General features: G+C 68.7%; 12 protein-coding genes. 4 read left to right on the top strand and 8 right to left on the bottom strand.

Translation table 11 applies throughout. The features are described from left to right. Positions 1–24: 24 nt before the first annotated feature. Genes NAM01S_RS00605 through NAM01S_RS00570 form a run of 8 tightly spaced genes read right to left on the bottom strand, consistent with a single transcriptional unit; the run spans position 25 to position 8,035 of the window. Complete coding sequence (locus NAM01S_RS00605; RefSeq protein WP_084482227.1) at positions 25–1,062, bottom strand: MlaD family protein; 1,038 nt, start codon at positions 1,060–1,062, stop codon at positions 25–27. After that, positions 1,059–2,117: an MlaD family protein gene (locus NAM01S_RS00600; RefSeq protein ID WP_067778027.1), complete on the bottom strand. Its 1,059-nt coding sequence runs from the start codon at positions 2,115–2,117 to the stop codon at positions 1,059–1,061. The genes NAM01S_RS00605 and NAM01S_RS00600 overlap by 4 nt, the downstream gene beginning before the upstream one ends. Beyond that, on the bottom strand, positions 2,114–3,211 hold the full coding sequence (locus tag NAM01S_RS00595; protein WP_067778026.1) for an MlaD family protein: 1,098 nt from the start codon (positions 3,209–3,211) through the stop codon (positions 2,114–2,116). Before NAM01S_RS00595 ends, NAM01S_RS00600 begins: the two co-directional genes overlap by 4 nt. 3 nt (positions 3,212–3,214) lie before the next feature. Beyond that, positions 3,215–4,249, bottom strand: coding sequence for an MlaD family protein (locus NAM01S_RS00590; protein WP_084482225.1), 1,035 nt, complete (start codon positions 4,247–4,249; stop codon positions 3,215–3,217). Beyond that, positions 4,237–5,259, bottom strand: a complete 1,023-nt coding sequence (locus tag NAM01S_RS00585; RefSeq protein WP_157107528.1) for an MCE family protein — start codon at positions 5,257–5,259, stop codon at positions 4,237–4,239. The genes NAM01S_RS00590 and NAM01S_RS00585 overlap by 13 nt, the downstream gene beginning before the upstream one ends. Continuing rightward, positions 5,256–6,317 (bottom strand): MlaD family protein, encoded by a 1,062-nt coding sequence (locus NAM01S_RS00580; protein ID WP_067778025.1) that lies wholly within the window; start codon positions 6,315–6,317, stop codon positions 5,256–5,258. The genes NAM01S_RS00585 and NAM01S_RS00580 overlap by 4 nt, the downstream gene beginning before the upstream one ends. Before the next feature lie 4 nt (positions 6,318–6,321). Then, positions 6,322–7,188 carry an ABC transporter permease gene (locus NAM01S_RS00575; protein WP_067778024.1) on the bottom strand — a complete coding sequence of 289 codons (867 nt, stop codon included), beginning with the start codon at positions 7,186–7,188 and terminating at the stop codon, positions 6,322–6,324. A gap of 1 nt (position 7,189) precedes the next feature. Then, complete coding sequence (locus tag NAM01S_RS00570) at positions 7,190–8,035, bottom strand: MlaE family ABC transporter permease (protein WP_067778023.1); 846 nt, start codon at positions 8,033–8,035, stop codon at positions 7,190–7,192. Between the two features lie 355 nt (positions 8,036–8,390). On the opposite strand from NAM01S_RS00570, the gene NAM01S_RS00565 reads away from it, so the two are divergent. The 4 genes from NAM01S_RS00565 to NAM01S_RS00550 all read left to right on the top strand — a co-directional run bounded on the left by NAM01S_RS00565 (position 8,391) and on the right by NAM01S_RS00550 (position 12,525). Next, on the top strand, positions 8,391–9,002 hold the full coding sequence (locus tag NAM01S_RS00565) for a TetR/AcrR family transcriptional regulator (RefSeq protein WP_169810785.1): 612 nt from the start codon (positions 8,391–8,393) through the stop codon (positions 9,000–9,002). Continuing rightward, the gene (locus NAM01S_RS00560; protein ID WP_067778021.1) at positions 8,986–9,630 is read left to right on the top strand and encodes a TetR/AcrR family transcriptional regulator; all 645 of its coding nucleotides are present in this window, start codon (positions 8,986–8,988) and stop codon (positions 9,628–9,630) included. The genes NAM01S_RS00565 and NAM01S_RS00560 overlap by 17 nt, the downstream gene beginning before the upstream one ends. A 118-nt stretch (positions 9,631–9,748) precedes the next feature. Beyond that, a complete protein-coding gene (locus tag NAM01S_RS00555) occupies positions 9,749–10,609 on the top strand; it encodes an SDR family oxidoreductase (RefSeq protein ID WP_067778020.1) in 861 nt (286 codons plus the stop codon). 23 nt (positions 10,610–10,632) lie between these two features. Next, entirely contained in the window at positions 10,633–12,525 is a 1,893-nt protein-coding gene (locus tag NAM01S_RS00550; RefSeq protein WP_067778019.1) for a CocE/NonD family hydrolase, read from the top strand. Positions 12,526–12,578: the final 53 nt, after the last annotated feature.

The following is a 12,578-nucleotide window of genomic DNA, read 5'->3' as shown; positions in this document are numbered from 1 at the left end:
CTCGGAAGCCCAACAAGTCCCGGTCTAGCGGACGGTGATCTGCAATTGCAGAGCGCCGTCCGGCGTCGTGGCGTGCAGCGCCTGCGAGATCAGGCTGCCCAGGTCGACCTTCCCGAGCACGCCGGTGGTCAGTGCGAGCAGCGGTTGGACGACCGGAAACAGTTCGCGCAGTTCGGGTCCGAGCAGGTCCAGCTTCTGGGTGAGCGCGTCGAGGAAGGGAAGCAGTCCGATCACGTCTTCGGTGTCGGTCAGGTAGTCGCCCGGGGTGTCGCCGATCCGCACGACGCGCGCGATCGCCGCGGCGACCTCACTGACCCGAGGTCCGAAGTCCGCCCACGGCGTGGCCGCGGCGGTCAATTCGCCTCCCGCCCAGGTCATCTCGGTGGCTTGGGCCTGCATGTCCATCAGCAGTCGCCGGATCAGATCCGTTCGGCTCATGAGTGTGGCGGCCAGCAGATCGGAGGCCCTGGACAGTTGCGGGATCACCGCCTCCGTTCCCGCGAGACCGGTACTGAAGTTCTCGATGATGGCGGCCACCGTCGCCGGATCCACCTGCTCCAGCAGCTGGGTCGCGGTGCGGGCGACCTCGGGAATCGACACCGGACGCTGGACCGAGGCGGCCGTCAGCCGGTCACCGTCGCGCAGGTACGGCCCGTCCGCGGCGGTCGGCCGGAATTCCAGGTAGGGCTCGCCGAGCGCGGAGAGCGTCTCGATGCGCACCGAACTGTTCGCGGGCACACGGTATTCCGCGTCGTAGCGGAAGCCGACCTCGATGCCGTCGCGGGTGTGGGTCACCGCGGTGATCTGCCCGATCTGGACGCCGGAGAGCAGGACCTTGGAGCGCGGCAGCAGACCGCCGGAATCCGGGACCGTCATGCTGGCCTCGGTGTGCTCGGTGAACCAGCCGACCCGCACCACGCCGAAGCTCAGGTAGCCGACGCCGATCAGCAGAATCGCCGCGATCGCGCCAAGCGAGGCGAGCGGGCCGAGCCGCCGCAGCACCTCGTCGTTCGCGGACGTCGAGGGGACGTAGCCGGGATAGGGCTCGGACGCGACGTTCATCGCACGACTCCGATCATCCTGAGGGTGGCGATGATCCGCTGCACCTGCTCATCGGTGGCGACCGGCGTCGCGGCCCCGTCCACCGCCACCGCGCCGATGTTCACCTTCGGACCGCGCTCGACGAACGGAATGATCTTGTCGCGAACCAGCGAAACGACCCGGTTCAGGTTCGACGGCGCGGTCAGATCCAGCGGTCGATCCGCGAACAGCAAGGGCACCAAGGCTTTCGCGGCAGCGTCACTGGCCTCCAGCAGCGGGCCGAGCCAGGCGATCGCGTGCCCGACGATGCCGAGCCCGCCGACGACGCCGAGCGTGAGAACCAGCGATTTCGCGTCGGCCGGGATCTCGACCGCCCCGCGCTCGCTGAGCAGCGCCTCCAGTTCGCGCGGATTGTCCAGCGCGGCATCCAGATCCCGCTGAATGGTGTCCAGGAACCGGTCGACCACCGCCATGTCGGCGGCCACGTCGGCCACGTCGCGACCGACGACCTCGAAGATCCGCGCGGTCTCGGCGGGCTGCTCGGGCAGGGTCGCGTTGACCCGGTTGACGATGTCCTGCATCTGCTGCATCGCGCCGCCGCCGACGAAGGTGGACATGCCGGCCAGCAGATCCTCGACCTGGAGCGCGGGCCGGGTGCGTGCGAGCGGGATGGTTCCGCCCGCCGGGATGGTGCGATCGAAATCGCCTGTCGGCGTGGTGAGTCCGATGTAGATGTCGCCGAGGATGGTGTTCTGGCGCAGCTGGACCGTGGTGCTGACCGGAAGCCGCACCCCTTCGGCGATCTCGACGACTGCCTCCACCCGTCCCGGCTGCTCGAGCGTTGGATCGACCACGCTCACCTCGCGCAGGCTGCCGATCTGCGCGCCGTTGGCCACCACCTTCGCCCGCGCGGGCAGGTTCAGCGCGTTGGCCAGCTCGATCCGCACCTGGTAGGTGGGGCCGGACACCGTCGCGCCGGGCACCGGCACTTGCGCGGGATCGAATCCGCATCCCGACAGCAGCCCTAGTGCCAGCACTGGGACCAGCGCGGCGCGGCGGAGGGATCGCACGGTCATCGGGCACCTACCGTTCCGAGCACAAGGGATACGAGATTCACGTCGGCCAAACCGTTTTCGGCTCCATCGCAGTGACCCGGCAGCACCGCGTTGAGCGCGGCACAGACCTGGTCGGCCTGCTCGCGGGGCAGTCCGACCTTCGGCGCGGCGTAGGTCAGCTGGGGCCTGCCGGTGGCCGGATCGATCACCTCCTCGAAGAACTGCACGATCGGCGGGATCATCTCCACCAGCTGCCGCAGCGTCGCGACATTCGCCGAGAGCAGCCGCAGGCCGGGCAGCGCGCCGTCCAGCGCCCCGAGGATCGGTCTGCCGTATTCGCGGGCGATGCTGTTCAGCCACGGCAGAATGACCAGCAGCGAGTCGATGAGCTGCACCACCCGGCCCCAGAGTTCGTTGATGAAGGCGATGCCCTCGCTCGCCTGCAGCAGCACGATCCTGATGTCGTCCCAGTTCATCGCGATGCTCGACATCAGCCTGCCGTAGGAATCGAGCAGCCCGCCGATGTGTCCGATGGCCGCGTCCGGCGCGCGCAGCGCGTCGCCGAGATCGGTGATCAGTTTGTTGAGCGCCGGTCCGGTGCCGGAGGTGGCGGCTTCGAAGGCGACGACGCTGTCACGAATCCTGGTCTGCTCGCCCGGTTTTCCGCCGCCGGTCAGCTGACCCGCGAGCTGGGAGAAGCCCTGGAGCGTCTGACTGATGCTCTTCGGCGTGAAGGTCTTGGTGATGCACGTCGACCGGTCCCACGGCGCGGCGCCGGGCTCGCCGAGGACCGCCAGGTTGCGATCGGCCACCAGCGTGTCGGAGACCGTGGTCGCGGTGACCTCGCCGCGCAACACCCGCTCCTGCTGAACCTCGAAGTCCACCCGCACACCCGTGCCCTCGGGACGCACCGAGTTGACCGTGCCGATCGGAATGCCAAGGGATGTCACGTGATTGCCCGGATACAGGCCAACGGCGTCGGGCATCATGGCGCAGTAGGCGACCGTCTTCTTCACGGGGTCGAACACCACGAGGTAGGCGACCGCGGCGACCGCAGCCAGCACCAGCGCACCGAGCACGGTCACGAAACCTTGGGACCGCAGAATGCGTTTCATCGCTCAGCACTCCCATCCGGGCAGCGGAATACACACCGGCGCGGTGAGCGCCGACTGATCGATGACGACACCGTCCTCCGTGGCGGTCATCGCCACGAGTCGCTCGCGCAACTGTTGCCACTGCGGGATCGCCACATCCAGTTGCGCGGCAAGCTGTTCCAGCTGCGGCAGCAACTCGCGCAGCTTCCCGGCCAGCGGCGCGAGCACCTCGCGCCAGGAGGGCTCGACGGCGGCGATCCTGGACAGCAGCGAGGCGGCGATGGTCAGCGCCGACGCGATCTCGGCGCGTTTGCCGAGGCCAACGGTCATCAGGGTGCCGAGCTCGCGGACGAACGTGCCGATCAGCGACTTGTTCCCGTCGATGGTGCGCAGGTACTCGTCCATCACCGTGAGCGCGCGCGAGACCTCGAGGTTCTGCCTGCGCAGGATGTCGACGAACGACTGCGTCGCGGCGCCCAGCTGGCGCAGCGCGTCCGGACTGGTGTCGAGGGATTGCTGGAGGGCGGCCAGATTCTGGCGCAGCGTCTCGCCGTCGACCTCGGAGACGGGCGCGGCGGCGTCCTGGAGAATGCGCACCAAGCTGTAGGGGAGCCGGACGCGGTCGGGCGGAATCGGTCGCGAGCCGAGAGCCTCTGTACCGGAGGGGAATACCGCGACGTAGTGGCCGCCGACCGCGGTCAGCATGCGGATCTCCAGGCTGGTCGCGTCGCCGAGGAACACGTCGCGGTCCACGGTGAAGGTCATCCGAACCTTCGTCTCGCCCAGCTCGAGCGCCGTCACCGAGCCAACGGTGATGCCCGCCAGGCGCACTTGGTCGCCGACCTTCACCGAGTTCGCCTCGACCAGGTCGGCGGTGTAGCTCGCCTTCCCGAACGGGACCAGATAGATCACCGCCGTTGCCAGCAGCAGTGCGGCGACGAACAGCCCGCCGAGGATGCCGAGGCGGAACTCCCTCGCGTTCTTCGCCGCCTGGTGCCGGTCGTGCGAAAGACCGTGCGGCGCCAGGCGATTCAGCAGGCGTTGGGTCATCCGTTGCATATCGCGATCCTCTGCCCTGCGACGAGCACCGAAAGCACCTGGGGGAGCTGAACCGCGCCCTTGGAACAGCTCATCGGCACCGGTCCCGCCGCGCCGGGTGCGGGCGGCAGCACGTTGCTCAGCGCTTGGAGCAGACCGGGGAGCCTGCCGAGCAGCTCCAGCGCGGCCTCCGGGTCGGGGAAAAGCAGCCGCAGGTCCGTCATCAGATCCGGGTTGGCGCGTTCGGTGAAGCCGAGGGTTTCCATCAGCCGGTTCAGCGGTCCCATCGCCGAGGGGGCCGCGGCGGCGAAGTCCAGCAACCCGTCGAGCTGCACCCGGAACGCGCTGACGACGTCGGCGAGGCCTTCCATCAGGGTGACCAGATGCGGTGAGCGCCCGCCGACCTGCGTGGAGATCGCGTGCAGGTTGGCCACGATGGTCGCGATCACCGCTTGGCGATCGGAGGTGTAGCGGCTGAGTTTCTCGATGGCGTCCAGCGCCGGACCGATGCCGGAGCCGTTGCCCTCGATCACCGCCAGCACGCTTTCGGTGAACTGGTTGAGCGCGCCTGGAGAGAATTCGGCGATCACCGGCTGCAACCCGTTGAACAGCTGGGTGATGTCGAAGGAGGGCACCGTGTTGGCCACTCCGAGCGCCGCGCCGGGCGGCAGCGTGGCGCCCGGCCGATCCGGTTGCCGCACATCGACGTAACGTTGTCCGGTCAGTGACTGGTAGCGGATGGCGAGGACGCTGGAGTCGTAGATCGGACGGTCGCGCTGAACCGTGAAGGTCACCCGCGCGTTGGTGCCCGCCCGCTCGATCGCGGCGACCTTGCCGACCGAGACGCCGAACATCCGGACGTCGTCGCCGGTCTTCAATCCGCTCACATCGGTGAATTCCGCGGTGTAGGAACCGGTCTCGCCGTCCACCGGTCGGGTGATCGCCTGCACGATGACGACCAACAGCACGAGCATCGCGACGGCGAACAGCCCGAGTCGCCACATCACCGCCCGGATCGGCAGGGTCGTCATCGCGCACCTCCCGAACCGTCGAGCGCCGCGAAGCCGGACGTCCCGAGCAGTGGCACCGCCAGCCCAGGCATCCCACGCAGAGTCACGGCCACGTTCACAGCGGGACCGTCGGGGGTGTCGGAGAACAAGCGGTTCAACCGATCGATCAGTTCCGTCACCTCGGCGCGCGAGCGTCCCGGCGCGGGCACGGTGGCGGCGAGCGCGGCGACGAGGGGTGTCGATTCCGTTGTGTACGGGGACAGATGCCGGTTGGCGGCGTCGCCGAGTGTTCCGATCGACGGCAGTGCACCGTCCACGACCATGGTGATGGTGGCGTCGTAGCGCGGGCGATCGTTGAGGAAGATCTCGATGTTCATCACCGAGTGCAGCAGCCGGAAGGTCGCCGAGGCGAAATCGCCGACGCCGCCGAAGAAGGACGAGTACTGGTCGATCAGGTACGGCGCCGGATAGCGCTGGGTGTCGGCCACCGCGCGGGACAGCGTGATGATCGCCTCCCAGAACGGTGCGAACGAGCTCATCTCGCTGTTGACCGTGGCGAGCAGTTCCGAAAGCCGCGGGGTGAGCACCTCCGTGGAGGTCTCGGTGAGCGCGCGCAGCAGGCTGCCCATGGTCACATCGGTGACCTTTTCCGCGTGCGCTCCGGCGAGATCGATCAGAGCGCCCTCCGCGAGCGGGGCGCCGCCCTCGGCCGCGCGCAGTGTGAGAGCGCTGATGCCGAACAGGTTTTCCGGTGCGTAGTCCACGGTCAGTGCGTCGGTCAGGCTTGCCGTCTGCGTCTTGTCGAGGTCCAACGTGATCAGCTGGCGTCCGTCGCCGATGGCGGCGATCTCGGTGATCTCGCCGACGGTGACGCCGTCGTAGCGCACCCGCGTGCCCTCGATGACGCCCTCGCCGATCTGCTCGGTGCGCAGCTGGACCTGGAAGCGGTCCGGTGGCCGGTCGTCGAGCCCCGCGCGCCAGGTGAGACCCGCGACGACCGTCAGCGCCAACGCGGCCGCGCCGAGTGCGCGAGAACCGCGCCTGCTCATCGGCACACCGGGAAGTCCGTAGTTCGGCATGCGCTCACCCCGGGAATTCGATGGCGGAGTCGACGCCCCAGAGCACGATGGTCAGCACCATGTCCAGGGCGATGATGGCGACGAAGCTGGCCCGCACCGCGCGACCGGAGGCGATGCCGACGCCCTCGGGGCCGCCGGAGGCGAAAAAGCCGTAGTAGCAATGGATCAGGATGACGGTGACGCCGAAGACGAGGATCTTGATCACCGCGGCGAGCACGTCGTAGCCGCTGGTGAACTGGAAGAAGTAGTGGTTGTAGACCCCGCCCGCCTGACCGTGCAGCAGCACGATGACGGCCGAGCAGGCCAGGTAGCTCAGGATCAGCGCGATGAGGAAGGTCGGCACGATGGCGACGGCGCCCGCGATGACCCGCGTGGTGACCACGAAAGGCACCGAGCGCAGCCCGAGGGATTCGATGGCGTCGATCTCCTCGGAGATGCGCATCGAGCCGATCTCGGCGGTCATCCGGCAACCCGCCTGTGCGGCGAACCCGACCGCCGCCGCGATCGGTGCGAGCTCCCTGGTGTTGGCGAATGCCGACACCACACCGGTGACGGGTCCGAGCCCGATCAGGTCCAGCGCGGCGAAGGACTGGATGCCGACGCCCGCGCCCATCGCGACGCCGAGCACCACCAGCATCGGGACGGTGCCGCCGCCGACGATGACCGACCCGCGTCCCCAGGTCATGTCGGTGATGGTGCGCATCGTCTGGGCGCGGTAGCGGCGCAGCGTCAGCGGTATCGCCCAGAGCGCTTGGAAGACGAAACCGAGCAGGAAGCCGGTGTTCTCGACCGGCGCCAGGATCCGGCCGCGGTTGCGGACGGCGCGATAGGCCCAGCCCAAACCCTTTGGCGCGTACGGTGTCGCGGTCATCTCAGGCCACCCGCAGCGGTAGGAACATCGTGACGATCTGGGTGATCACCAGGTTGACCACGATGATCGAGGCCACCGAGATCACCACGGCCGCGTTGACGCCGTCGGCGACGCCGCGCGGACCGCCCCTGGCCTCCAGCCCGCGCTGGCAGGCGATGATCACCACCAGGAAGCCGAACAGCATGGCCTTGGCCAGCGAGATCCACACGTCGGCGACGACCGCGAAGGAGCCGAACGTCGCCCAGTAGCTGCCAGGCGTGACGTTCTGCGCGCTGATCGCCACCGCGTAGCCGGAGACAACGCCGACGAAGATGATGAGCACGTTGAGCAGGGGCGCGACGAAAAGCATGGCGACCACCCGTGGAATCACCAGCCGGTGCACGGGACTGATTCCCATGGTGCGCAACGCGTCTATCTCCTCGCGCACGGTCCGCGCGCCGAGATCGGCGGCGATGGCCGAGGCGCCCGCCCCGCCGAGCAGCAGACCGGTCGCGATGGGTGCGCCCTGCTGGATCACGCCGAGCCCACCCGCCGCGCCGATCATAGAGTCGGCGCCCAGCTGATGGATCAGGTTGCCGACCTGCACCGAAACCACCACGCCGAAGGGCACCGCCATCAGCACGGCGGGCAGTGCCGTGACGGTCACCAGATACCAGGCCTGGCGCAGCATCTCCTGCCACTGGAAGCGCAGGCCGATCAGATCGGCGAACGCGCCGCGCACCGACTCGATGCCGAGATCGACGGCCCGGCCGAAGGTGCGCACGCTGGAAACCGCTGTGCCGGTGACGTTTTCTCGCGCGAACCGGATCGCGCCCGCGTCCGTGACGCTCGGCGGCGCCTCACTCATGGTTCCTCCCTGCATCCCCCGTTGCGCACGCCGATCCGCCTCGGCGCTGGTCGCCCGACGGCCCCGAGAACCGGTAGCCCGACGGCACGTTCGCATGTGACGACCGGCACTTCTACTGGCTGGAAGTAACGCACGTCACACGCAAATACAACGACGTCAATTTACCTTCGCGCCGACATCGCCGCCGTAGAATTCGACGAAACCGGTTGTCCCCGAAGGCAAGCCGAGGTGCGAAAGCGTGACGTTCGAGAGTGGTCCACCCGGCGAGCCACCGCCTGCGTACACTGTTTCATTCGAGTGACCAGTTCGCTGGGGGAGTGCTGGCGCTCGACGACCGACCACGATGGAGGCGAAGGTGTCAGCGCGACGCGACCAGATCCTCGACGCCGCACGCGATCTCGTCCTCCGCGAGGGCTACGCCCAAGCGAGCATGCACGCCATCGCACGAGCCGCGGGCCTGACCAGACCCGCCCTGTACGCCGAATTCGGTGATCGCGAAGGCCTTTTCACCGCCCTGCTCGACCGGGAGGAGGAGCGCGTTTTGACGATGGCCGCCGCGGCCTTGCCCGAGATCCAGCCCGGCGCCGATCCCGCCGAGATCGCGGCCAAGGCCGCCGACCTGTTCCTGGACATGGTGCTCGCCGCGCCAGACACGTGGCGGTTCGTGCTGATGCGCGACGAAGCCTTGCCGCCCTCGGCGCACGAACGGGTGGCCCGCGGCCGGATTGCGCTGCGCGAGCGCTCCGAAGCCATGATCCGGATCATCGCCGCCATGACCGACCGCGAACTGGACGCCGAACTCGTCAGCTACACCACCATCAGCACCAGCGAGACCGCCGCACGCCTGCTGCTCGCCGAGGGCGGAACGCAACGCCGCGACGCGATCGCCTCGACCTTGCGCTGGGTCGCGCGCCGAGCGGTGGCGATGACCGGAGTCGGGGAGGCTTCCGATGGCGCGGGCCGGTAGCGACGCCGCGCGGCCGCGCCGCAGATACGCCAAGCGCCTGCAACCCGCCGACCGGCGAGAACAGTTGCTCGACACGGCCTTACGCATCCTCGCCAAGTCGGGATTCGCCGAGGTCACCATCGCGGCGGTCGCCGAGCGCGGCGGCGTGACCCGCCCGGTGGTCTACGACCTCTACGCCAACCGCGACGACCTGCTTCGCGACCTCATCGCTCGCGAGACCGCCCGCATGGTCGCCGCCACCGCGCACGTCACCGAGAGCGGCGCCGCGCCAGCCGATCCCAAAGCGGCGCTGCTCTCGGCACTGACGTGCTTCCTGAGCGATCTGCGCTCCGTACCGGACAGCTGGCGGCTGGTCTACTACCCGATCGACGGGGTGCCCGCCGCACTGCGCGCCCCGATCGAGCGGGCCCGCGACGAACTGCGCGCACCGCTGCGTCGGCTGCTGCGCGACTGGCTGACGAGCCGTCCTGCCGAAGAGCGCGCCGACGAGGTGGATCTCGATGTCTTCGTCGAGATCGTGCAGGGTGCCGTGCAGACCCTCGCGCGGCAGATGCTCGCCGAACCCGAGCGCTTCGACCTCGACCGTATCCTGCGGGTGGTCGATCTGCTGCTGTACGAAAAACGCTGAGCTACAACTGCTCCGAAGTCGTGAGCCGGCGGGCCGCGCGGCCGAGCGGTCGGTTCCGTCTGGGACGGATCGTGTCCGATTCATAGACAATGATGTTCGTCAACACTATGGTCTAGCCATGACGAAGTTCGACGGCAAGAGCTGCCTGATCACCGGGGCGGCCAGCGGTCTTGGCCGCGGCACCGCGCACGCGGTGGCGGCCAAGGGCGCGTCACTGATTCTCACCGACATCGACGCGGAAGGCTTGCGGCGTACCGCCGAAGAGTTGCGCGCGGCGGGCGCCACCGTGCACGTTGCCGAAGCGCTCGACGTCAGCGACCACACCGCCGTCGTCGCGCTGGCCGCCAAGGTGCACGACGAGATCGGCAGCGTCGACATCGTGATGAACGTGGCGGGCATCGCCACCTGGGGCACCGTCGACCGGCTCACCCACGACCAGTGGCGGCGCACCATCGACATCGACCTGATGGGCCCGATCCACGTCATCGAGGAGTTCCTGCCGCCGATGATCGAGGCAGGACGCGGCGGCCACCTTGTCAACGTGTCCTCGGCCGCCGGCCTGTTCGGCCTGCCGTGGCACGCGCCGTACAGCGCGAGCAAATTCGGACTGCGCGGCGTCTCGGAGGTGCTGCGCTTCGACCTGCGCAGGCACGGCATCGGTGTGAGCCTGGTGTGCCCTGGCGCGATGTCGACTCCGATGGTGAACCGGGTGGACATCGCGGGCGTCGACCGGGAGGCCGAGGCGGTGCAGCGCGGGCTGAAACTGTTCCTGCGGCACGCCGTCACCGCCGAGCAGGCCGCGAAATCCATTGTGCGCGGAGTCGAGCGGAACAGGTATCTGATCTACACCTCGCAGGACATTCGCATCGGACACTGGGCCCAGCGCTATTTCCCGCCCGCCTACAACCTCGCCATGCGCGGGTTGAACTGGGGTATGCAGCGCTACGTCGACAAGCCAGGGGTGCTGCGCGCCCGCTGACCCACCTCGGAGAGGGGATCGCCATGGGCGAGCCGTTGACCAGCGCTACCGACGCGCCGCCGGACGCACGCTTCGACATCGGACCGGAGCGTTATCCGAAACTGCACGCGGCCGTGACGGTTCCGATCCCCATGTCCGACGGGGCGGTTCTCAGCGCCGACATCCTGCGCCCCGGCGACCGCTCCGGGCCGACCGACGAACCGCTCCCGGCGCTGATCAACTTCACCGCCTACAACAAGATGCTCAACCGACACGGCATGCGCGCGAATCGGGCACTGCGCGCGCTGGCGGGCCGCATCGCGCCGTCCGACCGCGCCAGGATGACCGCGCGGGACGTGCTGCGCACACCCGCGGGCGGCGTCCTCGAGCCGTTCGCGATCAACCGCACCGCCGTGTCGCGCGGGTACGTCGGGCTGATGGTCGACGTGCGCGGCACCGGAAGTTCCACGGGCACTTGGGATTTCTTCGGCCCTCGGGAACAGCGCGACTATCTCGAGGTGCTGCGGTGGGTCCGTGAACAGCCCTGGTGCGACGGACGCGTGGCTGTGACGGGTCTTTCCTACGGCGCGATCGCGGCGCTCGTCACCGCTGGCCTGCGCCCCGAGGGACTCGCCGCCGTCTTCGCCATCGAGGCGGGGGAGAACCCGGTGCGCGAACTCGGGCTGACCGGCGGGGTGCCAACGCCGGGCATGCTCGCGTGGATCCTATTCGTGCACGGAGCGGGACGAATTCCGGCACTGCCAGGTCTGGTGCGCGACGGGTTGCTCGGCCACTATCTGCGCGACCGGATCACCGCGCGCTCGGACTGGGTGCGCCGCGCCATCCGGATCGCCGTCAGCATCGACCACCCCGACGGCTACCTACATCCGGAGTGGGCGGCCCGGCTGGCGCACTTCGAGGAGATCGACGTCCCCACCTGGATCCACGGCGGCTGGCACGACGTCTACAACCGCTCGAATTTCCGCATCTACGAACGCATTCCGGTCGCGCCGGGAGCCAAGCAGATCCTGGTGGACGACTCCTACCACCTCACGCCCGGCTCCGGCTTCGGCGATCCAGGCAACCCGCAGGCGCTCGACGAACTCCAGTGCGCGTTCTTCGACCGCTGGGTCAAGGGCATCGACAACGGAATCGACCGGTACGGACCGGTGACGGTACGCCGACAGGGCGACGGACGCTGGATCAGGCGCGACGAATACCCGGATCCGGCGACGCGCGTGCGCAGGCTCTACCTCACCGCCGATCCAAGCGGCACCGCGTCACACGCTGCCTCCGACGGCGGATTGTCCACCGCGCCAACGGATACCGAGTACCCGCTGACGGTGCCGACGGGCCGGGTCAGCGCGGCATCGAACAACACGGCGGTGATGACGATGGGCGTCGCGCTGCTGTTCGGTGACCGTTTCGGCAACGACGACCGGCGCAGCGAGGCCACCGCGCTCACCTTCACCAGCGCGCCGTTCGAGACCGACACCGTGCTCTCCGGTCCGATGAATCTGCACCTGCTCGCCGCGGTCGACGGCGAGGACGCCTTCTGGTCGGTCACCGTGTGCGATGTGCGCCCCGACGGCGTGTCGGCGCCGTTGACCCGCGGCGCGCTGCTGTCGACGCTGCGCGCGATCGATGCCGCCGACAGCTACTACGCCGAGGGTGAACTGCTCTTCGCAATGCACCCCATGACCGCCGATTCCGCGCTGCCGGTGACGCCGGGGGAGGCCTTCGAGATCGATATCGAGATCAACCCCACCGAGGCGCTGATTCGCGCCGGGCATCGGCTGCGAGTCGCGGTCAGCCCCACCAGTTTCCCGCGCCATCTGATTCCACCGTGGAAGCAGCGCCAGATCGCGGGGCAGCGCATCCTGTTGCGCCCGGACTGTCCGAGCTACCTGAGTTTCCGCGCGTTCGGCGGCGACTGACACTCGCGAGCGAGCTGGATCGGCGGCCTGTTGCTGTGCGGTCGCGAGGCCGG

It is taken from the genome of Nocardia amikacinitolerans NBRC 108937 (genome assembly GCF_001612615.1).
Taxonomy (GTDB): Bacteria; Actinomycetota; Actinomycetes; order Mycobacteriales; family Mycobacteriaceae; genus Nocardia; species Nocardia amikacinitolerans.
Note: the sequence above shows the minus strand (reverse complement) of the source record. Positions and strands in the feature narration are given on the sequence as shown.

Bases quoted from the DNA above. Each gene is read 5' to 3' on its own strand.
- NAM01S_RS00605 (WP_084482227.1), bottom strand. From the start codon at position 1,062: ATGAACGTCGCGTCCGAGCCCTATCCCGGCTACGTCCCCTCGACGTCC.
- NAM01S_RS00600 (WP_067778027.1), bottom strand. From the start codon at position 2,117: ATGACCGTGCGATCCCTCCGCCGCGCCGCGCTGGTCCCAGTGCTGGCA.
- NAM01S_RS00595 (WP_067778026.1), bottom strand. From the start codon at position 3,211: ATGAAACGCATTCTGCGGTCCCAAGGTTTCGTGACCGTGCTCGGTGCG.
- NAM01S_RS00590 (WP_084482225.1), bottom strand. From the start codon at position 4,249: ATGCAACGGATGACCCAACGCCTGCTGAATCGCCTGGCGCCGCACGGT.
- NAM01S_RS00585 (WP_157107528.1), bottom strand. From the start codon at position 5,259: ATGACGACCCTGCCGATCCGGGCGGTGATGTGGCGACTCGGGCTGTTC.
- NAM01S_RS00580 (WP_067778025.1), bottom strand. From the start codon at position 6,317: ATGCCGAACTACGGACTTCCCGGTGTGCCGATGAGCAGGCGCGGTTCT.
- NAM01S_RS00575 (WP_067778024.1), bottom strand. From the start codon at position 7,188: ATGACCGCGACACCGTACGCGCCAAAGGGTTTGGGCTGGGCCTATCGC.
- NAM01S_RS00570 (WP_067778023.1), bottom strand. From the start codon at position 8,035: ATGAGTGAGGCGCCGCCGAGCGTCACGGACGCGGGCGCGATCCGGTTC.
- NAM01S_RS00560 (WP_067778021.1), top strand. From the start codon at position 8,986: ATGGCGCGGGCCGGTAGCGACGCCGCGCGGCCGCGCCGCAGATACGCC.
- NAM01S_RS00555 (WP_067778020.1), top strand. From the start codon at position 9,749: ATGACGAAGTTCGACGGCAAGAGCTGCCTGATCACCGGGGCGGCCAGC.
- NAM01S_RS00550 (WP_067778019.1), top strand. From the start codon at position 10,633: ATGGGCGAGCCGTTGACCAGCGCTACCGACGCGCCGCCGGACGCACGC.